We start from the raw sequence: 22,318 nt of genomic DNA, 5'->3' as shown, positions 1-22,318 counted from the left end.
ACTGCCGACGCCAGAAGTAGCTTCGCGACGACCGACGAAACGAGTTTCCTCATGACACAGCATGTCGACGTACTGATCATCGGCGCTGGCTTGTCCGGAATCGGCGCGGCTTGCCACCTCATTCGTGAGCAGACCGGAAGTACTTACGCGATCCTCGAACGCCGCGAGAACATCGGTGGCACCTGGGACCTGTTCAAGTATCCCGGCATCCGATCGGATTCCGACATGCTCACCTTCGGATTCGGTTTCCGTCCGTGGATCGGAACCAAAGTGCTCGCAGACGGCGCCAGTATCCGTGACTATGTCGAGGAAACCGCCAAGGAATACGGCGTCACCGACCACATCAACTTCGGCCGCAAGGTCGTGGCAATGGACTTCGATCGCGCGACTGCTCAGTGGTCCGTGACCGTCCTGGTCGAGGCGACGGGGGAGACCGAGACGTGGACCGCGAACGTCCTCGTCGGCGCCTGTGGTTACTACAACTACGACAAGGGATACCGCCCCGCCTTCCCCGGTGAGGACGACTTCCGTGGTCAGATCGTGCACCCGCAGCACTGGCCGGAGGATCTCGATTACACCGGAAAGAAGGTAGTGGTCATCGGTTCCGGTGCCACCGCGATCACCCTGATCCCGTCGATGGCCCCCACTGCCGGTCACGTCACCATGCTGCAGCGCTCGCCCACGTGGATCCAGGCGCTTCCGTCCGAGGACCCTGTTGCCAAGGGTCTCAAGCTTGCACGCGTTCCCGACCAGATCGCTTACAAGATCGGTCGAGCCCGCAATATCGCACTGCAACGCGCCAGCTTTCAGCTCTCACGTACCAATCCGAAGCTGGCGAAGAAGCTGTTCCTCACCCAGATCCGCTTGCAACTCGGCAAGAACGTGGACCTGCGTCACTTCACCCCCAACTACAACCCGTGGGATCAGCGCCTGTGCGTGGTTCCCAACGGGGACCTGTTCAAGGTGCTCAAGAGCGGCAAGGCCGACATCGTCACCGACCGTATCGCCACGTTCACCGAGAAGGGCATCGTGACCGAGTCGGGCCGCGAAATCGAGGCCGACGTCATCGTCACGGCGACCGGCTTGAACGTACAGATCCTGGGCGGGGCGACCATGAGCATCGACGGCGAGCCCGTCAAGCTCAACGAGACGGTCGCCTACAAGAGCGTGCTCTACTCCGACATCCCGAACTTCCTGATGATCCTCGGCTACACCAACGCATCCTGGACGCTCAAGGCAGACCTGGCCGCGTCCTATCTGTGTCGCGTACTCAAGATCATGCGTAAGCGCGACTACACGACTTTCGAGGTTCACGCCGAACCTGAGGACTTCGCCGAAGAATCTCTCATGGGCGGAGCCCTGACCTCGGGCTACATCCAGCGCGGCGACGGAGAAATGCCGCGTCAGGGTGCCCGCGGCGCGTGGAAAGTGGTCAACAATTACTACCGCGACCGCAAGCTGATGCACGACGCCGAGATCGAAGACGGTGTGCTGCAGTTCAGCAAGGTCGAGACCCCCGTCGAAGCAGCAGGCAAGGCCGCCAGCGCATAGTCGGCTCCACCGGGGGATGGACCGGTCGTACCAGTGGGGACGTCGGAGAATGTGCTGGAGATGTTGCGTCGACGTACCCGCGTCACGGGGTTTGCGATCGGTGAGTTCGCTTCCGTAATCGTCGGTTGTGCACCACCACGGGAAGAACATAGGTAGCGACCATGATCACGGCGAGCAGTCCGAGATAGAGATATGGCCAGGTCCATCCCGCTGCTCGTATGGCCAGCAACGATCCGCCCATGATCAAGGGCATCCCGGCCCCGGCGAGCAGGTCGACGTCACGGGGCGAGACGGGTGGGGTTCCGAGCAGAGGTACGCGGCTGCACGAGTTTTCTCTGATCGTGCGCATCACTGACATGCAGTAGAGGGCGGCGCCGGCGATCGCGATCGCCGCGCCAAGTGCAACTTCGACGACGCCGGTTCTCGCGGACATCAATGCGTAGGCAAACACACCCACCGTTCCCAAAGTGACCGGTGCCGACTTCCAGATCGGCGACTTATGGGTGTCGGCGGGAACACTGACCGGGCGCATCGGTTCGAGAGGCTCCATCAGCTCAGCGTGCCATGCGCCGCTCGGGAAACAAACTGCCTGTGCCGTTTCTGGCAGACTCCGACTGGCTGGCCTGGATGTCGGGACCCCTCACTACGATTCTCATCGTGACCGATTACGACGATCTCGACATGTTCGGTGGCCTCGACGCCTCCTCCCTGCCGCTCCGCCAGCAGCAGATTCTGATGACCATCCGGGATCTCGTGGCTGCCAACGGGTGCACGCCGAGCACACGGCAGATCGGAGACGCGGTTGGTCTGCGCTCGACGTCGACGGTGTCCAAGCACCTCAAGAGTCTCGAAGAGAAGGGCTTCCTCCGTAGGGGAGCGGCCATGGCTCGGCAGTTGGACGTGCGGCCGTTCCTCGTAGGCGCGAAGGAACAGTCGTCGTCGAATACGGTGACGGTTCCGGTCGTCGGTGACATCGCGGCCGGCGCGCCGATCCTCGCGGAGGAGCACGCCGACGAGGTGCTTGCGCTTCCTCGCGAGCTCGTCGGCTCTGGCACGGTGTTCGGACTTCGGGTGCGTGGTGAGTCGATGGTCGACGCAGCGATCTGTGACGGTGACGTCGTCGTGGTGCGCCGCCAGGACGAAGCTCATTCCGGTGAGATCGTCGCCGCGATGATCGACGGCGAGGCCACGGTGAAGGTGCTCCGGCGTCGCGACGGTCACGTGTACCTCGAGCCTCGCAATCCCGCATACAGCGTCATCGACGGCGATCGCGCGGTCATCCTGGGCAAAGTTGTTTCCGTGATGCGACGTATCTGAGAGGTGTCCGGTCTCAACGACGTCTGGCGCGGGGACCGCCGTATTCCTCATCGGTGACTTTGTCGCCCCATGTAGTTTCGGTGCCTCCGTCGCCGGGTCCTTCCCACAGTGCGAGGTGGCTCATGAAACGGTCGGGTGCCGCGCCGTGCCAGTGTTCCTCTCCCGCTGGGGTGTAGACGGTCTCACCCGGGTGGACTTCGACGATCTCGCCGCCGCGAGCTTGAACCAGCGCGGTCCCGGAGACGATGTGGAGGGTCTGTCCGAGGGCGTGAGAATGCCAGTCGGTTCGCGCGCACGGTGCAAAGCGAACCATGTTGGCGCGCATCCTCGACGGCTCCTGGCCGGCGTAGATGACGTCCCACCAGACGTCGCCGGTGAACCAGTCGCTGGGTGCTTTGCTGGTGGGCTGGGGCTTCAAGATTTCCATGAGGTCTCCTCGGAATCGAAAGGGGCGGTTCAGTTCTGCGTCAGCGGAACAAGTCGAATGGTGTTGGGTGCGGCGGCGCGGCCGGTGACGGAGCCGACGATCTGCGGGCCGTAGCGGTCGTACTTGGTGTGATAGGCGGAGTCGATCGACGAGTGGGCATCCGGTGCGGCGGACTCGAACGCCACGTCCCGCTCGATTCCTCCTGCTCGGATTCGGCCCGTTCCACTTGCCGTTGCTCGGACGAACCACGGGTTGTCGGTTCCGTAGGCCGAGCGAACGTACAGTTGGTTGTCGGTACGGACAACCCAAATCGTGACGTACGGCCTTGCGGTTCCGTCTCGGCGGTACGAGGAGACCTGCAACTCCTCGGCGTCGCCGATCTTGGTCAGTTCAGCCTCGGTCCACGAGTGCGACATCTCGGCTTCCTTTCTCCTGGTCGAATTGCTTTGCGGTACTTCGCGTTCTCGTAGCCGGGACGATCAGTGCGAGGACGATGACGAGACAAGCGGCGAGCAGGGCGGTGCCTGCGGTGAGAGCCGTTGATACGTGATCGGTGAGTGCCGTTGTAGCGTCGTCGGCAGAGGATCCGGCGCCCGCGGAGACTGCGACGAGGATGCCGAGTCCGAGAGCACTGCCCAGTTGATGTGCAGTGTTGACCAATCCTGATGCGGCACCGGCATCTTCGGCCTGTACCCCGGAGATGCCAGCAGAAGTCAGTGGGGCGAAAGCCAACCCCTGTCCGGCGCCGATCAAGATCATCGGAAGTGCTATCGCAGTGAGGTACGTGCTGCCGGGATGGACCAGACTGAGCCACGCCATCCCGGCTAGGGTGACGGCAATGCCAACCGACAGAATTGCGGAATTTCCGAATCGCGGTGTCAGTCGCGGAATAAGCATCGCCACAGCAAAATTGACGATCGTCATCGGGAAGAAGGCGATGCCTGCTTGGAACGCGCTGAAGCCCATGACGCCTTGGAGTAGCTGAGTCGTGAAGTAGAAGAATCCGATCATGGCACCCAGATAGAGCATTCGGGCGGCGTACGCTCCGGATCGCTCCCGGCTACGGAACAACCTCAGTGGCATGATCGGCTGCTCCGCTCTCGCTTCGTTGAGGAAGAGCAAGGTCAGTAGTATCGCCCCGGCCGCCAGTGTCGCAACGGTGATCGGTGAGGTCCACCCCGCTTCGGCCGAGTTGACGGTGCCGAAGACGAGCGCGGTCATCCCGAGTGTGGCGAGAACAGCGCCGGCCACATCGAAACGTCCGGAGTTGGGCTCGGTTTCCGGAATGAACCGGGGAGCGAGAGCGATCATCGCGATACCGATCGGAACGTTGATGAAAAAGCCTGCGCGCCAAGACACCCAGTCGGCAAGGGCGCCGCCGATCACGAGTCCGAGGCTGGCGCCTATTCCCGCAGCAGCGCCGTACCAGGCAACAGCGCGCGTTCGCTCCGGGCCGGGCGGGAAACTGGCGGTCAGCAGTGACAGCGACGCCGGGGCGACCACTGCTGCTCCGACGCCTTGGAGAGCGCGCGCTGCGATGAGCCACCAACCGTTCGGCGCGACCCCGACGAGAAACGACGCAATCGCGAAAATCGCGAGACCGGCCACGAATACGCGACGACGGCCGAAGATGTCCCCGAGACGAGCACCCAGCAGGAGAAGCCCGCCGAACACCAGGGTGTAGGCGTCCTGGACCCAGGACAGCCCGGTTGCCGAGTAACCCATGCTGCTTTGGATGCTGGGTAGCCCGGTGAAGATGATCGAATTGTCGAGCAGGATCATGAAATAGCTGATCAGAATGATCGCCAGGATCGCGGTGGGATTGATGCGACCGGCAACAGGACGGGTGGCAATGTGGGTCACGCGCATCTTCTTCGCAAGTGGTGGACTTTCGCAAGTGGTGGACTACGGGCGGACGAGGACCTTCAACGATTCACGGGAGTCCATGGCTCGGTAGCCTTCCGCTACGTCGTCGAGTCCGACGGTGTGGTCGAAGACCTTGCCCGGCTCGATCTTTCCATCGAGCACATCCGGCATCAGCTCTTCGATGTACGCGCGCACCGGGGCCGGTCCACCGGTGAGTGTGATGTTGGGTCCGAAGAGTGTCCCGAATCCGATTGGAGCTTCTTCGTATTGGGGTACCCCGACTCGGCTGATGACGCCGCCCGGTCGGACAACTCCGAGCGACTGCTCGTAGGCAGGCATGTGACCTACCGCTTCGAGGACGACATGAGTGCCGTCGCCTCCGGTCAGTTCGCGGACTTTCTCGATGCCCTCATCTCCACGTTCGGCAACCACGTCGGTGGCTCCGAACTCGAGACCGAGATCCGTGCGGGTCTTGTGGCGCCCCATGAGGATGATGCGCTCGGCGCCGAGGCGTTTGGCGGAGAGCACTGCCATCAGCCCCACGGCTCCATCGCCGATGACCGTGACCGTCGTGCGTTGGTTGACGCCACCCTTGACCGCCGCGTGATAGCCGGTGCCGAAGACGTCGGAGAGTGTGAGCAGTGACGGTAGGAGTTCGGAATCCTCACCGACCGGCGCCTTGACCAGGGTGCCGTCTGCCAACGGCACTCGGATGGCCTCTGCCTGACCGCCTCCGATCCCGTTTCCGGCCCAGAATCCACCGTGTCGGCAAGACGTCTGCAAGCCTTCGCGGCAGAAGTCGCACGTCCCGTCGGACCAGGCGAAGGGGGCGATGACGAAGTCGCCCTTCTTCAACGTGGACACCTCGCGACCGGTCTCTTCGACCACTCCGACAAATTCGTGGCCCATCGGGGAACCACCGGGCGTGGCCGGCATGTTGTGGTAAGGGTGCAGGTCAGAGCCGCAAACGCACGCCCTGACGACCCGCACGATCGCGTCCGTCGGCTGCTGCAGTGCCGGATCGGGCACGGTCTCGACTCGAACGTCTCCGGCGCCGTACATGATGGTTGCTCGCATGGTGTCCCCTCTTGCTTCTGGTGTCGCGTGCTTCGAAGTCGACGTTTCGGCGTGGACCGGTCGACTGCAATCAGTCAACGCCGCGCCTCGCGGGCGCGGGAGTGTCTGTTGTTCCAGGTAACGGCAGTACCTCCCTCGGTCTTCTCCGCTCGAGTAACGTGAACTGCATGGACAACCGAGCCGAGATCCGCGAATTCCTCAGCTCCCGTCGTGCTCGCATCACACCCGAGCAGGCAGGGCTGCCGGCCTACGGCGGGAACCGTCGCGTCAAGGGGTTGCGCCGTGAGGAAGTCGCTCTGCTCGCCGGTGTGAGCATCGACTACTACGTGCGCATGGAACGCGGAAATCTGGCGGGAGCGTCGGACTCGGTGCTCGAAAGCCTTTCCCGAGCACTGCAACTCGACGAAGCCGAAACTGCCCATTTGTACGACCTCGCGAAGGCCGCCAGTGCAGGCGCACCGAGTAGAAAGCGGCCCGCCCCCAAGGGCGTGAGCCCGGCGATTCAGCAGATACTCGACGCCATCACCGACGCGCCGGCGTGGGTACGTAATGCCAGGCACGACATGCTGGCGGCCAATCGTATGGCGCGCGCGTTGTATTCGCCGGTGTTGGCCGATCCACGTAGGCCGGCGAACAACGCCCGGTTCGTGTACCTGGACCCGGCATCGCAGGACTTCTTCGTGGATTGGGAGCGCGCGGCAGACGACATCGCCGCGATGCTCCGCTCGGAAGCGGGGCGCAATCCCCATGACAGGGCGCTGACCGAGCTCATCGGTGAACTTGCCACTCGCAGTGAGGTATTCCGCACCCGGTGGGCGAAACACAATGTGCGCTTTCATCGGACGGGATTCAAGAAGGTTCGTCACCCCGTCGTCGGCGACCTGGAGCTGAACTTCGAGGCGATGGAACTGCCGTCCAATCCCGGGCTGACACTGCTGGTCTACACCGCGGCGCCGGGGACGCCCACGGCTGACGCACTCAAACTCTTGGCGAGTTGGGCGGCAACCCAGGATCAGCTGGATCCGGCGAACGACAGCGAAGCGGCGCTCTGAATTCGATCGACAGGTAATCGTGTCGATTCAGCTCAGATGCGTTACTGCCCAAGCTACCTGGTCTCCACCTCGTCGTTTCGCCCGATACATCGCGTTGTCGGCGTCGGCAAGAATCCGATCGATGGTTCCCGAAGCGTCCGGGATTGTCGAGGACAGCCACACGCTGGCTCCGACGCTCACGGAAATCGACTGCCGGCCGGCGGGCCGCGATATCGAATTGTGAATGTCCACCACGGTTTGTTCGATGCGACGTGGCTCCACGGGCATGAGAATCACGAACTCGTCGCCGCCAGTCCGCGCAACCAGTCCGACCTCTCCGACCACCGAGTTCAGGCGCCGGCCGACTGTCACCAGCATCCGATCGCCTTCCGCGTGACCCAGTTTGTCGTTGACGCTCTTGAACGAATCGACATCGATCACCACCGCAAGGACTACGTGTCCTTGGAGTTCGCCGACACCGAACAACTGTTGCCAGACATTGTGCAGCCCACGTCGATTCAGGGCAGCGGTGAGTGGATCACGCCAAGAGTGTCGTGCGTCGTCGGTCAAATACAGGACGAGGAAATGCACGGTCATCGAAGCTGAAGCGATAACACACCCGATGACGAATCCAGTGGACACCGACAGCGAAGAGTCGGTATCCGGATCGGTTACAGCTCGAATTGTCAGTAGCGCAACGACGAACAGCGCGCCGGTGATCTGTGCGGTGACTATTCGAGGGCTGTGGAATACCGACGAATAGTTCGCGACGACCACGAACAGGACGGTGCCGGTCAATGCCAGGAAGCTCGAATGGATTCCGGCGAGAAGTATCAAGGACAAGCAGATATTGGTGAGCGAAACGAAACGAACGGATTGATGGTGACTCGGCCAAGACCGTCCGAGTGACCAGCGAATCATGCAGTAGAGCGCGATCATGCATGCTGCGCCCGCCGCGAGCCGTTCAGGGAGCTCGGTTGCGCCACCCTTCACGAATTGAGCCAGTACGGCGAGTGCCACGAACACAGCACACCAAAAGGTGACGACCACCCTGGCTGTCCCCAACATCGATCGAGCAGCCAGGAACCTCGGGAACCATTCGCCGTCGTACGCAAGAGACCACCAGCGACTCAACAGTCCCGTTGTTTGACGAATGTTCTGCCCCAACCCCGCAGCGCCACTGACTCCCATGAAACCCCCTCCGAGATCTTGCGAAAATTCCCGGAAGATTCTTCGTCAAGATTTGATCCCCGAACAAGGTACCCGATAGTTGAACGATGGATTGCCGTCTCGTGGGGTGTGGGCTGCTCTAGGGTGTGATCGGTGTGGTCAGGATCTTTCTGAGTGCCGGAAGGTCCAGGGTTGCAGCAAGATCTGCAATAGTGACCCCCGACAGTGATGCGCGCCAGGCTTTTTCGGCGTCGGCCATGACCTTGGCGATTCCGCAGGCGGAACGGCACTGTTCCGGTGGGGCGGCGAGGATTCCTTGCTGTCGAATCTCCGTGCACCGGAACGCAGGTTCGGTGCCGTCAACGGCCTGTACGACGTCGAGAACGGTGATCTTCTCGGGAGCCCGGGTGAGAACGTACCCGCCGTCTCGGCCCTCGGTCGGATTGACCAGACCGGCGTGCGCGAGCGCTCGCAGATGCTTCGCCAGGTATGTCTTCGACACCCCGTGAAGTTCGGCGAGTCTGGCTGTGGGTACCGGCCCTTCGGACTGGCTCAGAACCACGCAGCAGTGGAGTGACCACTCCACGCCTCCGGAAAGCTTCATGATTGGACTCTATCGACGCCGCGGAAAGCGGTGCGGGCCGGACGTCGCTCGAGTTGTCGACGTCAGGCCTTCTCGGCAAGCCACGCGTCGTATGTTGTCGGCGCGATCCATGCATCTGCACCGGGTGTCGGGGTCAGTGCCGAGTTGTCGAGTTTCGCGCCGAAGTAGCCGGCTTCGGGATCGGAGATAACCGAACGCTTGTCGCCGGTGACGAGGAACAAGCGCCGGACCAGTTCGTCGATGCCCAGCGGTTCGGGTCCGGCAATCTCGACCGTGCCGTTTTGCGGCGCGCCGGTCACTACCTCGGCGACGTGGGACACGACGTCTCGAGACGCGATGGGTTGCAGATGTCCCGGCGTTGCGTGGACGGCGCCGTCGGTGGTTCCCGCGTCGGCGATTCCGGCGACGAACTCGAAGAATTGGGTCGATCGGACGATCGTGTAGGGGGTCGGGCCCGCTTTGACCAGGTCTTCCTGGGCGACCTTGGCTCGCATGTACCCGGAATCGGGCAGTCGATCGGCACCCACGATGGACAGGATGACGTGGTGCCCGACGCCTGCCTTCTCCTCCGCGGCGAGGATGTGGCCGGTTCCGTCGCGGAAGAAGGCCAAGACGTCGTCGTCCGACCATGACGGGGAATTGGTCAGATCCACGACGACGTCGGCACCCTCGACTGCCTCGGCGATACCTGCGCCGGTGGTGATGTCGATCCCGTCGCCGCGACCGAGCGCCTTCACGTCGTGCCCGGCGTCAGCGAGCTTGGCGGCGACCTGGCTTCCGATGAGTCCGCTTCCGAAAATGACGATCTTCATGTTTTTCTCCTTTACTCGGATAAGTAGTGTCCAAGTATACTCGGACACTACTTATCCGAGTCAAGGGTTGCCCGGTCAGTCGAAGAGTTCGGCGGCCAGTGCTTCGTAGGTCGCGATCGGATCACCTTCGGCGGGAAGTGCTTGGATCGCAACGTGATCGGCACCCGCCGCGACATGCTCCCGAAGTCGATCCGCGATGGACTTCGCGGTACCCCGCGCAACCAGGGCGTCGATGACGCGATCGTTCCCCTCGTTGGCCAACTCTTCGGGCGCAAAACCGAGGCGCTCGAGATTGCTCGTGTAGTTGCGCAGATACAGATACGGGTTGGCGACGGCGGGGCGACCGATTGCTCTGGCCTTCTCCGGATCGGTTTCCAGGACAACCTTGTGCTCGGGGGCCAGGATCTTCGAAGGGCCGAGGATTTCGCGAGCTTCGGCCGTGTGTTCGGGGGTGGTCAGGTACGGATGCGCGCCGGCGGCGCGAGCGGCGGACAGTTTCAACACCTTCGGCCCCAGTGCGGCGAGGACGCGCCGCGCTTCCGGGACCTGGGCCGCGTCGAGTTCGTCGAGGTACGACACGAGCGAGGCGTACGGCTTGGTGTAGTCGCCGGTAGCCTCCGGATGTCCGACGCCTACGCCGAGCAGGAATCGACCCGGGTGCACGGCTTCGAGTCGGTGATAGGACTCCGCCACCTCAGCCGCAGGTGAGGACCAGATGTTGACGATTCCGGTTGCCACGGTGATGTGCTCGGTCGCGTCGAGAAGTTTCTCGGCGATCCGTAGATCGGCGCGTGGGGAGCCGCCGATCCAGATGGTGCCGAAACCGAGTTTCTCGATCGCAGTTCCCAGCTCGGGCGGCAAACCAGCCGCTCCTCGCCAGATTCCGTAGGTTCCCAGGTCAGGTGTTTTCGTAGTCTCCGTCACAGCGGGTGCAACTCGGCTGCTGCCGGGATCTATTCCTTCCGTCGTCATTTGCCCGGCGCGCGGTAGTCGGTCGGTCGCTTGACTGCCTCGTCGATCTGCTCCGGCGTGAGCAGTGTGATCGACTCCGAGCGTGCTGCACCTGCCGCAGCCGTGCGAATGCTCAATGCGGCTGCCGCGACGTCGTCCGGCAGGTTGCCGATCACGAACATGTCGTGACCGCCCAGTGCGAAGTGGCAGGATTCGACAGTGCCACCGATGCTTTCGACCATTCGCGTTATCGCGTCGCGCCGCGCAGTGCCTCCCTCCTGCTGCAGACCGGCGGCGCCGGAGGGTGAGTACGTCACTTGCCAGAGGTATTTCGGCATTTCCACTCCTAGCTCGGGATGGGTACTTCGATCGTGTACCCGTAGGGCGCTCGGTGGCAATGGGTAGGGGACAATCACGGCATGGTTGGAACTCCGGTGATCGTGACTATCGTGTCCGTGTGTGTAGGTTTTGTGATCTTCATGCTCGCTGCCAGTGGTGCACGCGGAAAGTGGGACCGTCGCCTCGTGATCGCGTTGTTCATCGGTGCGGTGGTGTGCCTGACCGTCGTACCGGTATCCGTCGCGCTCAGCGCCGGAGTTTGAAACACGGAGTGCCAAAACGCTCGAGTGCCGCTTAGTCTGAATCGATGGCAGATATTCGGGTAGGTATCTCCGGGTGGACGTATCCCGCGTGGCGCGGAGATTTCTATCCGAAAGGTCTTGCTCACCGCAAAGAATTGTCTTATGCCGCAGAGAGATTGACGTCGATTGAGATCAACGGCTCGTTCTACGCGCTGCAGAAGCCGGAAAGCTACACCAAATGGCGCAGCGAAACTCCCGAAGATTTTGTGTTCGCGATCAAGGGCGGCCGGTACATCACACACATGAAACGGCTGCTCGACGCCCGTGACGGACTCGCCAACTTCTTTGCCGCCGGAACGCTCGCCCTCGGCCCCAAGCTCGGGCCGATTCTGTGGCAACTACCTCCGACGCTGCAGTTCGAATCGCAGCGATTGGCCGACTTCTTCGACGGTCTTCCCCGTACCACGCAGGCTGCAGCCGATCTGGCAGCACAGCACGACGACAAACTCACCGAAGACCGAGTGTTCGCCCAGACCGAGAGGGACGTGCCGATTCGCTACGCGGTGGAAGCGCGGCACGCCAGCTTCGAGACCGACGAAGCCGTGGACCTGATGCGCGAGCACTCCATCGGTTTTGTCGTCGCAGACACAGCCGGCAGGTATCCCCGCATCACCACTCCTACTACCGATTTTGTCTATGTGCGGATGCACGGGGACAAGGAACTGTATGCGAGTGGGTACACCGACGAAGCTCTGGACAAGTGGTCCAAGCGCTTTCGGGACTGGATGGACGAGGGCCTCGACGTGTACGTCTACTTCGACAACGACATGAAAGGCTTTGCGCCGCACAACGCAATGTCCTTGTTGGAGCGGCTGCGCTGACGGATCGCCTGGCCTGTCGGTGGGATGTGGAAGGCTTCCGCATGAACACGAGGACCGAGGAGATACCACGATGACGCCAGAACAGCGGACGCCAGAACAGAGCTGGCCGACGCATTGGCCGAAGGTCGCCCGTGACATCGCCGATGCCACGGCCGACGCACTCGCCGCGGTGCGGGCGGCAAATCGTGACGGACTACTCGTGGCTGTCGAGGAACTGCGCGGGCTCTCTTTCGAGCAGGTCAGCTCGGTTCACGCGGCGATCGTGCGCGAATTGCTCGAGGACACGCATCCGGACGGCTTGTCCAGCGAGGACGTGCAGGATGCGCTCACCGCCTGCGCCAAGTCCACGATTGTGTGGCTGCCGGATCTGGACGTGCAGGCGCTCGCTGCGGTCTACACCGGGGCGCTCGGGATCTCGGATCTGGAAGACGATTCGTTCCGTATCGGGCACGGCGCGTACCTGCGTTCGGCGGTTCTGGTCATCGGGAGTTTGTCGACCGGAGTGAAGAAAGCTCAGAGCGCGTACATCATTCGTGCAATCGGCGAAATCGCACGTGCTCAGACCATCGAGATGCCCTGAGCGTCAGTTCGTAAATCGAATTAGGCTGAGGTCATGTCCAAGATCGCCAGCGCAGATCGTGTGTCGTTTGCCGAGCTCCTCGAATTCGTCAGGCCGCGCCATCGGGCCACGTTCGTCACGGTGAAGAAATCCGGCGAGTTGCAGATCTCTCCGGTGACGTGCGGGGTCGACGACGAGGGTCGGATCGTCATCTCCACGTACCCGGAACGGGCCAAGGCCGCGAATGTCCGCCGCACCCCGGCGGTGTCTCTGTGTATCCACTCCGACGAGTGGAACGGCCCGTACGTCCAGGTGAACGGAACCGCGGAGTTGATCGACCTCCCGGACTCGGTGGAACCGTTGGTCGACTACTACCGATCCATCGCCGGTGATCATCCCGACTGGGACGAGTACCGCGAAGCCATGCGCAAGCAGGGTAAGAGCCTGATCCGCGTCACCGTCGACTCCTGGGGTCCGATCGCAACAGGCGGGTTTCCGCCCGGACGCTGACGCTATCGAGCAGGCGGCGAGAGTTCGACTACATGCGCGTCTTTGGCGGCCAGCGGCTCTTTGCAGTGCGCGCACACAACTTGGGCGTGCAGGATCTCACCGCAACGGTGTTCGACGACGGTTGGCGGTGGACCCGTCGTCGCAAAGGCGTCCCCCCATTCCATGAGCGCCATCAGAATGGGATAGAGCGCCTTCCCTGATTCGGTGGCGACGTATTCGTAGCGCGGTGGATGGTCTTCGTAGCGTCGCTTCGTGAGGACGTCGGCGTCGACAAGGGTGCGTAGACGCGCGGCGAGGATGTCGCGGCTCGCACCCGTGCCCGCGGCGATCTCGTCGAACCGTCGTTGCCCGAGGACGATTTCTCGGAGCACCAACAGTGACCACTTCTCGCCGACGACCTCCAAGGCGTTGGCGATGGAGCAGTTGCGTCCTTTTGTCGCCGTCATCTCTGGGCCCCTGTTAGTTGGAAATGTTAGTTGGGAATTCCAACTTAGCACTTGACGGCATGTATTCGAGGGCGGAAGGTAGGTCGAGAAATCCAACGGAGCAGATGAGGGGTCGTCATGACGGAATTGAATCTCGAGGCAGCAAGCGGATTCGTCAGCGCTGCCGGATTGCAACTGGACGAGGTGTCCGGCACGAAGGTTGTCGGGCACATCGATCTGTCCGAGGCACACCACACTCCGTGGGGCGTTGTCCACGGCGGCGTTTACACGACTGCCGTCGAGTCGGCCGCGAGCATCGGGGCGAGTACCGCAGTGGCGGACCGTGGCGAATTTGCCGTCGGAGTGCACAACGGAACGGATTTCCTGCGGGCGCGTACGGGTGGGCGCGTGGACGTCGTGGCTGTGCCGATACAGCAGGGACGCGTTCAGCAGTTGTGGTCGGTGGTCATCACCGATCCGGAATCGGGGAAAGAGGTGGCGCGCGGTCAGGTGCGCTTGCAGAACGTGCCGCTGCCGAAGTAGGTCAGTCCCAGATCCCCGAGTCGATGTTGAGTGAGATGCGTTTGAGCAGTGCCGTCAGTTGGGCACGTTCGTCCTCGTCGAGTCCGGTGAGTACTTGACGGTCTCGCTCGACGCGTCGGGGAAACTCTGCCTCGACCAATGCGCGACCGGCATCGGTGAGTTGAAGCAGAACCACTCGTCCGTCGTGTTCGAAGCGCTGACGCTCGACAAAGCCCAGCTTGGCCAGGCGGTCTGCGTGTTTTGTGGTGGCGGCGCCGCTGACCATCGTGACGGCGGTGACTTCGCTCGCCCGCAGGGGACGGTCACTGCGAGCAAGTGCACTCATCACGTCGAATTCGGCGCGAGAAATCCCGCTGGACGCCAGTGCGCGGTCGAGCTGGTGAAGAGACTGCGCGTTGATGCGGGCGATCCGGCCCATCACCTCGACGGGAGCAGTGTCGAACTCGGGGTAGGCGCGCTTCCATTCGCGACGGACTTTGTCGATGAAGTCGTCTTCGGATCTGTTCGCCGCGCCCATGGCCCCATCTTAGCGACAGAATTCACATTACTTCACAAGTAATTTACTAGTGAAATAAATGTATGCTGGGTGGGTGACCCGAACCGAAACCGCAGCCAGGACGCCCAGCCGTCTCACTCATTCGAGTGAAGCCATTGCACATACCGTCTCCGGGGCGACGTGGCGAGCGGCTTTTCGCGTCGGATCTGCCGACGCGACCATCGCCCCCGCGATCAGGGTCGGGCTCGCCACCGCCGTAGTCCTCGTGGTCGGCGGACTGCTCGGGCATCGGGAATTGGCCGGCTTCGCGGCCTTGGGCGCGCTGTGCGCCGCGTTCGGCAGGTACGAGCCGTATCCACGGTTGGCCGGCAAGCTGGCAATGGTGGGTGCTGCACTAGTGGTTTCGATTGCCTTCGGCGGCGCCATGGGTGTCGCGGGCGTTCCGATGTGGTTGCAGATCGGCATCCTCTCTTTGCTTGCGGGTGCGTCGTACTGCTTCATGTCGGGCTTCCGGATCACCGGACCAGGGCCCGTCATCCTCGTCTTCGCGGCGACCGGTGCAGCCGGATATGCCTCCAGCGTTGATGATTTGGCGCGGTTGGTCACTGCCGGTGCGCTCGGAGTTCTGGTCGGTTGGGCGGCCGCGATGCTCCCAGCGCTCGTACTGCCGATGGGACCTGCCCGCCTGGCAGTTGCCCGTGCAGTTTCTGCGGTGGGGCGTCTCGAACAGTCCGGCGCAGACGGAGTGGAACCGGCGCTCGGATCGATTGCCAACGCCCGCTTGGTTATTGCGTCGAGTGGCCGGATCAAGTCGACCGTCGATCACGGACGCGAACTGGTGGCGGTGCTCGACGAAGCAGAAGCGGCAGTTCAGGAGTGGCAGTTGCACGGCGACGCCACCCTGATTCGCAACATTGCTCGGCACGAGAAGGAGCTTCGGAAGCTCAAGCGTTCCAGCATGATCGAACACGATCTCGCACCGGCAAAGAACCTGGCCGCGCCCGAAGGCTATTTTCTCGAAGGATTGAATCGGCTGTATTCGCGCCCGGTGCGGATGAATGCTCTCCGCATCGTGGCAGCGTCGGCTCTGGCCGGTTGGCTCGCGGCGGGAGCCGGGTTGGAGCATCCGCTCTGGGCGTCGATGGGTGCCATCGCCGCGATGCAGGGGCTGAACTACAAGCAGACCGTCCAGCGTGGGATTCAGCGGTTGGTGGGAAATGTCGGTGGCGCCGTCGTCGCTGCTGCTCTCATCGCATTGACGCTCGGCTACTGGCAAGCGGTTGCCGTGGTCGTGATTCTGCAGACTGCTGCTGAGCTGCTCGTGATCAAGAACTATGCACTGACATCACTGGCCGTCACCCCGATGGCACTGCTCCTCATCGGGTTCAGTGCTCCGATCGGGACCGAAGCGGCAGTGGCTCGCGTCGCGGACACTCTCATCGGCGTGGTGATCGGAGTTGTCGTCGCCGCTGTGACGATCAGTCGATCGGATCGCCACCACGTCACCGTGTAACCGGTTCTGCCGTGTTTCCGGTACTGCCGTGTTTCCGGTACTGCTGTGTTTCCGGTACTGCGTAGGCTCCTGCAGGTGGAGGACAGCACGCCGGTCGACGGCCGGAAACTGCGTTACCAGCATCGCCGTGCCGAATTGCTCGAGCAGGTAACCGCGTACGTCACGGCGAACGGCGTCGGTGAACTGTCCATGCGGCCATTGGCCAAGGATCTGGGGATCAGTCATGCGACACTCATCCATCATTTCGGTTCGAAGGAACAACTGCTCACGGAAGTAGTTGCCACCCTGCGAGACAGCTCTTCTCTCGACATCTCTTCCGGGACCGACATCGTCGAGATGTTGACGAGTTACTGGAATGGGCGCACATCAGCGGAATCGTTGCCGAACTTTCGCTTGATGTTCGAGATCTACGGACAGGCGTTGTTGCATCCGGAGCGGTATCGCGAGTTTCTCGACCATGTGGTGGGGGACTGGTTGGGTGGTTTGGCGGAAGCTGCGCTCGCGTACGGATGTCCACCCGATCGCGCTGATCGCTACGCGACGATCGTGTTGGCGCAGATTCGCGGGTTGACGCTCGATCTGGTGACCACCGGTGACCGCGTCAGAATCGACGCGGCGTTCGCCGAATTCGCGGCCGCGATGGGCGCTCTGGCCAGCTCCTGGAAGGCGATCTGACGCTCCGAATGCCGTGACGCTTCAGGCGATCTGCTCGAACAGGGACACGATGATCCCTTCAGGCCCCCGGACGTAGGCCATGCGCACGCTGTTCTCGTACTCGCCGATCCCGCCGATGAGTCCGTAACCGTCCGCAGCCACCGCGTCGACCGCAGCCTGGAGATCGCCCACCTGGAAAGACACGTTGCGTATCCCGATCTCGTTGGCCATCGGAGCAGGCGATCCGGGTACGTGCTCGGGCGTGACGAAGGACGAGAGCTCGAGCCGTGATCCTTCGCCCGGCGGGCGCAGCATGGCGATTTCGCACTTGGCTCCAGGGATACCGCAGACGGTTTCCACGAACTCACCCTCCACGGATCCGGTGCCCTCCACCTCGAGACCCAGACCGACGAAGAATGCGGTCGCTGATTCGAGGTCCGCGACGGTGATGCCGATGTGGTCGAAACGCTGTACGTGTGCCATGGACACATCCTCCTACTGTTTTTTCGTGCGGTTCGATGCTAGGTCGGAGTTAGGGCGTGAATCTCGACATATACGTTTTACGAAGCTGCAAGATTTTGCTTGACCGATCGGTTAAACAAAATCTACGATAACGTCCAACGAGGTCGCCCACCGCACGAACCGGAGTCGTCAGACGTGAAATTCCAGTCGAAGTCGTTTGCCCGCATATCCATCGCAGCCCTCTGTGCTGCAACGATCGGCTCCGCCGTTGCTGCGCCCATCGCGTCCGCACAGGCACCGAGCGCGTCGCAAGCCACCGGCACTGTGGTGTCGAGTGAGCCGCTACCGAAAGATCTGTGGATTCCGGGTACCGCCGACGCCAAGCGATTCACGTACTGGACCATCGGTTCCAACGGCGGGCCTGCGCTGAGCAGTGGCGCGTACTACGTCCCGGCCGGTCCGGCACCGGAAGGTGGTTGGCCCGTCATTGCGTGGGCGCACGGCACCACGGGACTCGACGATTCCTGTGCCCCTTCGCTGGTCGGTCCTGGCCTGCCCGAGCGCGACTACCCCTACCTGGGGCGTTGGCTCTCCGAGGGCTACGCCGTAGTCGCCACCGACTACGTCGGTCTGGGAACACCGGGGCTGATGCCGTATCTCGACGGAAAGGTGGAGGCGCACAGCGTCGTCGACTCGGTCAAGGCTGCTCGGGTGATCGACCCCACCATCTCGAATCGGTGGGCAGTGGTCGGGCAGTCGCAGGGCGGCGGTGCGGCCATCACGACGGCGCGCTACGCCACTGAATACGGTGGGGATTCTCTCGACTATCGCGGCGGGGTGGGTACCGGAGTGCCGGCCAACATCGAGTTGACCCTCCTGCCTGCCGGTCCGGGCTTCCCTCCCATCGCCCTCGGCGGCGGATTGACGTCGTACGCGCTCTACATCCTCGCGGGCTTGCGGGAAGCGCACCCCGAGATCGACTTGAATTCCTACCTGAACGACTTGGGAAGGGAAAAGGTCGACTCGGCCGAAAAGCTCTGCGCCGCAGACCTGGACGAGGCATCCAAGGATCTGGTCCTCGGTGACATCTTCTCCCGCCCGCTCAGTCAGATCCCGAACTTCCAGGGTCTGCTGAACGATTACATGGGTGTACCGACCAGTGGATACGATCGCCCCATCTTCATCGGCCAGGGCTTGCTCGACGTGGATGTCCCTGCACCGTCTGCACTTTCGCTGGTTGCAGCGTTGGTCGCCAACGGTGAACCGGTCACGTTCAAGACCTACAACACCGATCACAGCGGCGCTTTGGTCGAATCACAGGCTGACACGATTCCGTTCGTCGCGAACCTGTTCCGTTAGACATATCGAGAATCCAACTCATCCGAGGGTTGCTGTCGCACAACTGCGACAGCAACCCTCGGTCATTTCTGTGACTCCTTGATTGCGTTCAGCCGCGCCTCGAGGCCGTCGAGGACACGGTCGAGTGTGTAGCGATAGTGTTCTGCCCGTGTTGCTTCCGCAGCATCCGGTGGACCGGCGAACTTCCCGATCAGTGTCTCCATCGATGAACGAGGATCTGAGGGTCCGTCGTTACTCAGTCGTTCCAGCATCGCGCTGTGATCGGGTGAAGGCTGTCCGCTGGGAATGCGCCTGGCGTCGTTCATGGCGATCAGTGTGATTGTCGAGGTGAAGGCGACGGTGTAAGCCTGAGCGGCTTCTTCCCCGAACCCGGCGTCGATCAGCGATGCCAATCCGGCCTCCATGAGTTCCCGGCTGCGCTGGGTGGCAACTCCGTTCATCAGCAGCCACTGCGCCGCGCCTGGACACTCGATCAATGCCTCTCGCATCTGCAAGAGCAGATGTGTCAGCCATTGACGCCAATCTTCTTGTGCGGATGGAACGTTCACGGCCGACACCGCACTGTCGACCACCGCAGCCGAGAGTGTGTCCCGATCTCCGACGAGTCGATAGACGACGGAGAACGACGTATCGAGTTCGCCGAGCAGCTGCCGCAGCGACCAGCCCTCGACTCCGTGCTCGCGACTGAGCCCGAACGCCACGGTCACCACTGCGTCCGCAGTGATCCCGGTGTTGTAACTCCGGCGGCGCTCCGATGTCGCGGCGGACTTCTTGTCAGGTGATGGCGCAGTCATGGTCCGACCGAGCTTAGCGGCGTCGGATCGGTGTGCGTAGTCGACGCAAGCGATTGACGGATGTACTTAGGTGAGGTTTACTTGCCAAATCCGAGCAGTGCTCGGATTTATGCGAACCCCCCGATTTTTCGAAGCTGAAGGACACCATGAAGTTGAAAACGCGACCAGGTTACCTATCGAGGCTGGGTGCTTCGCTGCTGGTCAGTGTCGTTGCCCTGACTGCGGCCGCCTGTAGCTCGAGTGAGGCGGGACCGACGACGGAACCTGCCGAGGGAACGCGTGTTGTGTCCCACGAATTCGGTGAGACGTCGGTTCCGGGCGACCTCGGGCGAATTGTTTCCCTCGACGAATACGCCGCACTCGGTCTCCTTGCCGTCGGCATCACCCCTGACGTGGTCTTCACGTCGTGGGGATCGGAGATCGGCCAGGATATCTTGGCGTCAGCGGGTACCGAGGTGGTCACGGTGCCGCCGCTCGGTGCACCCCCGATCGAGCAGGTCCTCGCCCAGGATCCCGGACTGGTCATCTTCACGTCTATGGGCGATCGGAGCTACTACGACTCCCTTGCGTCGACCGTACCCACAGTGCCGGTCCCGGCCGTCACCACTCCGTGGCGTGAGAATCTTGCCTTCTTCGGACGCGCTTTTGATCGTCAGTCGGTTGCCGACAAGCTGACTGTCGCTTTGGAGGGCAAGATCGCTGACGTCTCTGCTCGGTCCGGTGGTGAAGTGAACACCGTGTCGGTGCTGATGAGCAGTTCTGGAATCCTTGCCACCACCACCGAGCAGGCGCCGCCGTCGTTGCTGTTGGCGGAGAGCGGCTTCGGGCGTCCGGAATCCCAGCGAGCGAATGCCGCTGGAGGACTGCCGTATGCGCCCCTGTCCGACGAGGCGATCCCGGCGCAGGATGCTCGGATCGTAGCCGTGTTCGACGAGGGCGTGTACGAGTTCGGCAAGGTTGCCGGTGTTCCCGGATTCTCGAGTCTTTCAGCGGTGCAGGAGAACCGAGTGGCCAAGGTCAACGGAGACATGTGGCTTGCCACTCATCCCTTCGCCACCTTCTGGATGATCGAGGACATGGATGCCATGGCTGCCGGCAATCTGACCGGCACCGGAACCGAAGCTGTTGCCGCGACGCGCTATCAGGAATTCACGGCGCTGACGGCATGAGTTCGAGTGCGTTGAGTCGGCGCCTGGCTCTGCGATGGGGAGCGGTGACGCTCGGCTCTGCGGCTGTGGGTTCTGCGGCTTTGGGTTCTGTGGCATTGAGTGCGTGCAGCCGTGGCTCGGCGAACGAAACCAGTTCTGAGATTTCACCGTTCGACGACGAAGTTCGTGCTGCCGAACAGGCGAGATTTCATAGCGGGCGCACAGTCGAACGGAATCTGACAGCTGCACCGGCTCGGGTGAGTCTGGGCGCCAGAGAGGTCGACACATGGTCGTACGGTGCGGAAGCAGTTGGCCCGGAGCTTCGAATCTCCAAGGGAGACCGGCTCAACGTTCGGTTGCAGAACGACCTTCCGACGGAGACCTCAGTGCACTGGCACGGCATTGCGATCCGCAACGACATGGACGGCGTCCCGCCGGTCACCCAGGAACGAATCCGACCAGGTGCCGAGTTCACCTACGACTTCGTGGCCCCGGATCACGGAACATATTGGTACCACTCCCATTCAGGATTGCAGGCCGATCGAGGGCTATTCGGTGCACTCGTGGTCGAGGACCCGAACGACCGGACCGGAGCCGACGAGGACGTCGTCATCGTGATCGACGACTGGCTCGACGGGCTGGGAACAACCCCGGATGCAGTGCTTCGCGCATTGTCACCGGACGTGCAGGGAGGACACCACGGGCACGGCGGCACTCCACCGGAAGTCGATGGTGCAGAGATTGATTCTGCCGCAGAACTTCTCGGCAGTGGTCACGGAAATTCCAGGGCGCTCGGTGGAACGGCAACGCACATCACGTATCCACTGCACCTGATCAACGGATGGCCTGTGGAAGATCCCTTCGTAGTCAGTGCGACGGCCGGAACTCGGCTTCGATTGCGGGTGATCAATGCCGGGGCGGAGACTCCGTACCGTTTCTCGGTCGCCGGGCACGAGATGACCGTTGTCAGTGCTGACGGGCAGGACGTTGCCTACACAGCCGGAGACGAGATTCTGATCGCACCCGCGCAGCGATACGACGTATTGGTGACGGTGCAGTCCGGCTCGTGGCCCATCGCCGCGAAGGTGGAAGGGAAGTCAGGTGGCGTCGCGTGCCTGCTTCGGACGCCGGATTCGGTAGCGGTCGTCGACCTGACTTCGCCTGCAGTGCTGTCAGGTTCCGGCGGTCGGCTCGTTCTGGAATCGGAGCTTCGCCCGTCAGGAGCGCTGGAGCAGAGGGCACCGGATCGTGCGTATTCGGTGGATCTCATTCAGGCCGGCGATCGATACCTCTGGGGAATGGCGGGCGCCGATGCAGGTCGGTTGAGAATGAAGCAGGGCGAGCGAATACGAATCGTCATGAACAACGACACCGACATGTGGCACCCGATGCACACCCATGGGCACACCTTCTCGGTTCCCTCCTACGGCGGGCTTCGCCGAGACACCGTGATCGTACTTCCGCGTACACAAATGGCGATCGACTTCGACGCCGACAATCCAGGACGGTGGATGTTTCACTGTCACAACGCGTACCACTTCGAGGCCGGGATGACTGCCGACCTCCACTACGTTCGATGAGGAGAGC

General features: G+C 62.3%; 27 protein-coding genes. 13 read left to right on the top strand and 14 right to left on the bottom strand.

Annotated features, from left to right (window positions below; all coding sequences use genetic code 11):
• The first annotated feature begins 51 nt into the window (after window positions 1–51).
• Window positions 52–1,551 (top strand): flavin-containing monooxygenase, encoded by a 1,500-nt coding sequence (locus PCS43_RS23740; RefSeq protein ID WP_209910094.1) that lies wholly within the window; start codon window positions 52–54, stop codon window positions 1,549–1,551.
• An 82-nt stretch (window positions 1,552–1,633) separates the two neighbouring features.
• On the opposite strand, the gene PCS43_RS23735 is transcribed toward PCS43_RS23740, so the two are convergent.
• Entirely contained in the window at window positions 1,634–2,101 is a 468-nt protein-coding gene (locus PCS43_RS23735; RefSeq protein WP_209910089.1) for a hypothetical protein, read from the bottom strand.
• A 77-nt stretch (window positions 2,102–2,178) separates the two neighbouring features.
• Here PCS43_RS23735 and lexA point away from each other — a divergent pair, with 77 nt between their 5' ends.
• Window positions 2,179–2,868 carry a transcriptional repressor LexA gene (gene lexA / locus PCS43_RS23730; protein WP_174519486.1) on the top strand — a complete coding sequence of 230 codons (690 nt, stop codon included), beginning with the start codon at window positions 2,179–2,181 and terminating at the stop codon, window positions 2,866–2,868.
• A gap of 13 nt (window positions 2,869–2,881) precedes the next feature.
• Here lexA and PCS43_RS23725 read toward each other — a convergent pair whose 3' ends face one another.
• Genes PCS43_RS23725 through PCS43_RS23710 form a run of 4 tightly spaced genes read right to left on the bottom strand, consistent with a single transcriptional unit; the run spans window position 2,882 to window position 6,238 of the window.
• Window positions 2,882–3,295 (bottom strand): (R)-mandelonitrile lyase, encoded by a 414-nt coding sequence (locus PCS43_RS23725; protein ID WP_050656052.1) that lies wholly within the window; start codon window positions 3,293–3,295, stop codon window positions 2,882–2,884.
• A 29-nt stretch (window positions 3,296–3,324) separates the two neighbouring features.
• On the bottom strand, window positions 3,325–3,711 hold the full coding sequence (locus PCS43_RS23720; protein WP_007729735.1) for a DUF2255 family protein: 387 nt from the start codon (window positions 3,709–3,711) through the stop codon (window positions 3,325–3,327).
• A complete protein-coding gene (locus PCS43_RS23715) occupies window positions 3,686–5,164 on the bottom strand; it encodes an MFS transporter (RefSeq protein ID WP_202427086.1) in 1,479 nt (492 codons plus the stop codon). Before PCS43_RS23715 ends, PCS43_RS23720 begins: the two co-directional genes overlap by 26 nt.
• 36 nt (window positions 5,165–5,200) lie before the next feature.
• Window positions 5,201–6,238 carry a zinc-dependent alcohol dehydrogenase family protein gene (locus PCS43_RS23710; RefSeq protein WP_030536486.1) on the bottom strand — a complete coding sequence of 346 codons (1,038 nt, stop codon included), beginning with the start codon at window positions 6,236–6,238 and terminating at the stop codon, window positions 5,201–5,203.
• 167 nt (window positions 6,239–6,405) lie between these two features.
• On the opposite strand from PCS43_RS23710, the gene PCS43_RS23705 reads away from it, so the two are divergent.
• A complete protein-coding gene (locus PCS43_RS23705; RefSeq protein ID WP_064073862.1) occupies window positions 6,406–7,290 on the top strand; it encodes a helix-turn-helix transcriptional regulator in 885 nt (294 codons plus the stop codon).
• Window positions 7,291–7,317: 27 nt separating this feature from the next.
• On the opposite strand, the gene PCS43_RS23700 is transcribed toward PCS43_RS23705, so the two are convergent.
• From PCS43_RS23700 to PCS43_RS23680, 5 genes are all read right to left on the bottom strand, one after another.
• Complete coding sequence (locus tag PCS43_RS23700; protein WP_007729732.1) at window positions 7,318–8,460, bottom strand: GGDEF domain-containing protein; 1,143 nt, start codon at window positions 8,458–8,460, stop codon at window positions 7,318–7,320.
• A 118-nt stretch (window positions 8,461–8,578) separates the two neighbouring features.
• Window positions 8,579–9,043, bottom strand: coding sequence for an RrF2 family transcriptional regulator (locus PCS43_RS23695; RefSeq protein WP_039973110.1), 465 nt, complete (start codon window positions 9,041–9,043; stop codon window positions 8,579–8,581).
• A 62-nt stretch (window positions 9,044–9,105) separates the two neighbouring features.
• Window positions 9,106–9,855 carry an SDR family oxidoreductase gene (locus tag PCS43_RS23690; RefSeq protein WP_047271926.1) on the bottom strand — a complete coding sequence of 250 codons (750 nt, stop codon included), beginning with the start codon at window positions 9,853–9,855 and terminating at the stop codon, window positions 9,106–9,108.
• A 75-nt stretch (window positions 9,856–9,930) separates the two neighbouring features.
• On the bottom strand, window positions 9,931–10,779 hold the full coding sequence (locus tag PCS43_RS23685) for an LLM class F420-dependent oxidoreductase (RefSeq protein ID WP_073512611.1): 849 nt from the start codon (window positions 10,777–10,779) through the stop codon (window positions 9,931–9,933).
• Between the two features lie 44 nt (window positions 10,780–10,823).
• A complete protein-coding gene (locus PCS43_RS23680; RefSeq protein ID WP_007729728.1) occupies window positions 10,824–11,144 on the bottom strand; it encodes a GYD domain-containing protein in 321 nt (106 codons plus the stop codon).
• 81 nt (window positions 11,145–11,225) lie between these two features.
• Here PCS43_RS23680 and PCS43_RS23675 point away from each other — a divergent pair, with 81 nt between their 5' ends.
• The 4 genes from PCS43_RS23675 (at window position 11,226) to PCS43_RS23660 (ending at window position 13,337) form a co-directional block, all read left to right on the top strand.
• The gene (locus PCS43_RS23675) at window positions 11,226–11,408 is read left to right on the top strand and encodes a hypothetical protein (protein WP_003940600.1); all 183 of its coding nucleotides are present in this window, start codon (window positions 11,226–11,228) and stop codon (window positions 11,406–11,408) included.
• Between the two features lie 44 nt (window positions 11,409–11,452).
• Window positions 11,453–12,268 carry a DUF72 domain-containing protein gene (locus PCS43_RS23670; protein WP_058226655.1) on the top strand — a complete coding sequence of 272 codons (816 nt, stop codon included), beginning with the start codon at window positions 11,453–11,455 and terminating at the stop codon, window positions 12,266–12,268.
• 70 nt (window positions 12,269–12,338) lie between these two features.
• Window positions 12,339–12,848 carry a hypothetical protein gene (locus PCS43_RS23665; RefSeq protein ID WP_030536492.1) on the top strand — a complete coding sequence of 170 codons (510 nt, stop codon included), beginning with the start codon at window positions 12,339–12,341 and terminating at the stop codon, window positions 12,846–12,848.
• A 33-nt stretch (window positions 12,849–12,881) separates the two neighbouring features.
• Window positions 12,882–13,337: a PPOX class F420-dependent oxidoreductase gene (locus PCS43_RS23660; protein ID WP_030536493.1), complete on the top strand. Its 456-nt coding sequence runs from the start codon at window positions 12,882–12,884 to the stop codon at window positions 13,335–13,337.
• 2 nt (window positions 13,338–13,339) lie between these two features.
• Here the strand turns inward: PCS43_RS23660 and PCS43_RS23655 are convergent, their stop codons facing one another.
• Entirely contained in the window at window positions 13,340–13,783 is a 444-nt protein-coding gene (locus PCS43_RS23655; RefSeq protein ID WP_064687803.1) for a winged helix-turn-helix transcriptional regulator, read from the bottom strand.
• Between the two features lie 117 nt (window positions 13,784–13,900).
• Between PCS43_RS23655 and PCS43_RS23650 the strand changes: the two genes are divergently transcribed.
• A complete protein-coding gene (locus tag PCS43_RS23650) occupies window positions 13,901–14,305 on the top strand; it encodes a PaaI family thioesterase (protein WP_019745591.1) in 405 nt (134 codons plus the stop codon).
• A gap of 1 nt (window position 14,306) precedes the next feature.
• Here PCS43_RS23650 and PCS43_RS23645 read toward each other — a convergent pair whose 3' ends face one another.
• On the bottom strand, window positions 14,307–14,822 hold the full coding sequence (locus tag PCS43_RS23645; protein WP_209910086.1) for a MarR family winged helix-turn-helix transcriptional regulator: 516 nt from the start codon (window positions 14,820–14,822) through the stop codon (window positions 14,307–14,309).
• A 58-nt stretch (window positions 14,823–14,880) separates the two neighbouring features.
• Between PCS43_RS23645 and PCS43_RS23640 the strand changes: the two genes are divergently transcribed.
• Window positions 14,881–16,314 (top strand): FUSC family protein, encoded by a 1,434-nt coding sequence (locus PCS43_RS23640; protein WP_209910084.1) that lies wholly within the window; start codon window positions 14,881–14,883, stop codon window positions 16,312–16,314.
• A gap of 75 nt (window positions 16,315–16,389) precedes the next feature.
• Window positions 16,390–16,989 carry a TetR/AcrR family transcriptional regulator gene (locus PCS43_RS23635; RefSeq protein WP_118607001.1) on the top strand — a complete coding sequence of 200 codons (600 nt, stop codon included), beginning with the start codon at window positions 16,390–16,392 and terminating at the stop codon, window positions 16,987–16,989.
• A 21-nt stretch (window positions 16,990–17,010) separates the two neighbouring features.
• Here PCS43_RS23635 and PCS43_RS23630 read toward each other — a convergent pair whose 3' ends face one another.
• Window positions 17,011–17,451, bottom strand: coding sequence for a VOC family protein (locus PCS43_RS23630; protein WP_209910080.1), 441 nt, complete (start codon window positions 17,449–17,451; stop codon window positions 17,011–17,013).
• A gap of 174 nt (window positions 17,452–17,625) precedes the next feature.
• Here PCS43_RS23630 and PCS43_RS23625 point away from each other — a divergent pair, with 174 nt between their 5' ends.
• Window positions 17,626–18,789, top strand: a complete 1,164-nt coding sequence (locus PCS43_RS23625) for an alpha/beta hydrolase family protein (RefSeq protein WP_003940397.1) — start codon at window positions 17,626–17,628, stop codon at window positions 18,787–18,789.
• A gap of 62 nt (window positions 18,790–18,851) precedes the next feature.
• On the opposite strand, the gene PCS43_RS23620 is transcribed toward PCS43_RS23625, so the two are convergent.
• The gene (locus tag PCS43_RS23620) at window positions 18,852–19,583 is read right to left on the bottom strand and encodes a TetR/AcrR family transcriptional regulator (RefSeq protein WP_073512576.1); all 732 of its coding nucleotides are present in this window, start codon (window positions 19,581–19,583) and stop codon (window positions 18,852–18,854) included.
• A 284-nt stretch (window positions 19,584–19,867) separates the two neighbouring features.
• Between PCS43_RS23620 and PCS43_RS23615 the strand changes: the two genes are divergently transcribed.
• Both PCS43_RS23615 and PCS43_RS23610 read left to right on the top strand, forming a co-directional pair.
• Entirely contained in the window at window positions 19,868–20,752 is an 885-nt protein-coding gene (locus tag PCS43_RS23615; RefSeq protein WP_232329930.1) for an ABC transporter substrate-binding protein, read from the top strand.
• Window positions 20,749–22,311, top strand: coding sequence for a multicopper oxidase family protein (locus PCS43_RS23610; RefSeq protein WP_065351488.1), 1,563 nt, complete (start codon window positions 20,749–20,751; stop codon window positions 22,309–22,311). Before PCS43_RS23615 ends, PCS43_RS23610 begins: the two co-directional genes overlap by 4 nt.
• Window positions 22,312–22,318 lie beyond the last annotated feature (7 nt).

Origin of the sequence: Rhodococcus sp. C-2 (genome assembly GCF_027854095.1) — a bacterium.
Classification (GTDB): domain Bacteria; phylum Actinomycetota; class Actinomycetes; order Mycobacteriales; family Mycobacteriaceae; genus Rhodococcus_F; species Rhodococcus_F qingshengii.
This window is presented reverse-complemented; position numbering and strand designations above follow the sequence as displayed.

Coding starts and splice junctions, on each gene's coding strand:
- PCS43_RS23630 (WP_209910080.1), bottom strand. CDS start 17,451: ATGGCACACGTACAGCGTTTCGACCACATCGGCATCACCGTCGCGGAC.
- PCS43_RS23705 (WP_064073862.1), top strand. CDS start 6,406: ATGGACAACCGAGCCGAGATCCGCGAATTCCTCAGCTCCCGTCGTGCT.
- PCS43_RS23715 (WP_202427086.1), bottom strand. CDS start 5,164: ATGCGCGTGACCCACATTGCCACCCGTCCTGTTGCCGGTCGCATCAAT.
- PCS43_RS23680 (WP_007729728.1), bottom strand. CDS start 11,144: ATGCCGAAATACCTCTGGCAAGTGACGTACTCACCCTCCGGCGCCGCC.
- PCS43_RS23720 (WP_007729735.1), bottom strand. CDS start 3,711: ATGTCGCACTCGTGGACCGAGGCTGAACTGACCAAGATCGGCGACGCC.
- PCS43_RS23640 (WP_209910084.1), top strand. CDS start 14,881: ATGTATGCTGGGTGGGTGACCCGAACCGAAACCGCAGCCAGGACGCCC.
- PCS43_RS23690 (WP_047271926.1), bottom strand. CDS start 9,855: ATGAAGATCGTCATTTTCGGAAGCGGACTCATCGGAAGCCAGGTCGCC.
- PCS43_RS23675 (WP_003940600.1), top strand. CDS start 11,226: ATGGTTGGAACTCCGGTGATCGTGACTATCGTGTCCGTGTGTGTAGGT.
- PCS43_RS23660 (WP_030536493.1), top strand. CDS start 12,882: ATGTCCAAGATCGCCAGCGCAGATCGTGTGTCGTTTGCCGAGCTCCTC.
- PCS43_RS23650 (WP_019745591.1), top strand. CDS start 13,901: ATGACGGAATTGAATCTCGAGGCAGCAAGCGGATTCGTCAGCGCTGCC.
- PCS43_RS23735 (WP_209910089.1), bottom strand. CDS start 2,101: ATGGAGCCTCTCGAACCGATGCGCCCGGTCAGTGTTCCCGCCGACACC.
- PCS43_RS23620 (WP_073512576.1), bottom strand. CDS start 19,583: ATGACTGCGCCATCACCTGACAAGAAGTCCGCCGCGACATCGGAGCGC.
- PCS43_RS23695 (WP_039973110.1), bottom strand. CDS start 9,043: ATGAAGCTTTCCGGAGGCGTGGAGTGGTCACTCCACTGCTGCGTGGTT.
- PCS43_RS23655 (WP_064687803.1), bottom strand. CDS start 13,783: ATGACGGCGACAAAAGGACGCAACTGCTCCATCGCCAACGCCTTGGAG.
- PCS43_RS23645 (WP_209910086.1), bottom strand. CDS start 14,822: ATGGGCGCGGCGAACAGATCCGAAGACGACTTCATCGACAAAGTCCGT.
- PCS43_RS23665 (WP_030536492.1), top strand. CDS start 12,339: ATGACGCCAGAACAGCGGACGCCAGAACAGAGCTGGCCGACGCATTGG.
- PCS43_RS23700 (WP_007729732.1), bottom strand. CDS start 8,460: ATGGGAGTCAGTGGCGCTGCGGGGTTGGGGCAGAACATTCGTCAAACA.
- PCS43_RS23725 (WP_050656052.1), bottom strand. CDS start 3,295: ATGGAAATCTTGAAGCCCCAGCCCACCAGCAAAGCACCCAGCGACTGG.
- PCS43_RS23740 (WP_209910094.1), top strand. CDS start 52: ATGACACAGCATGTCGACGTACTGATCATCGGCGCTGGCTTGTCCGGA.
- PCS43_RS23710 (WP_030536486.1), bottom strand. CDS start 6,238: ATGCGAGCAACCATCATGTACGGCGCCGGAGACGTTCGAGTCGAGACC.
- PCS43_RS23610 (WP_065351488.1), top strand. CDS start 20,749: ATGAGTTCGAGTGCGTTGAGTCGGCGCCTGGCTCTGCGATGGGGAGCG.
- lexA (WP_174519486.1), top strand. CDS start 2,179: ATGTCGGGACCCCTCACTACGATTCTCATCGTGACCGATTACGACGAT.
- PCS43_RS23670 (WP_058226655.1), top strand. CDS start 11,453: ATGGCAGATATTCGGGTAGGTATCTCCGGGTGGACGTATCCCGCGTGG.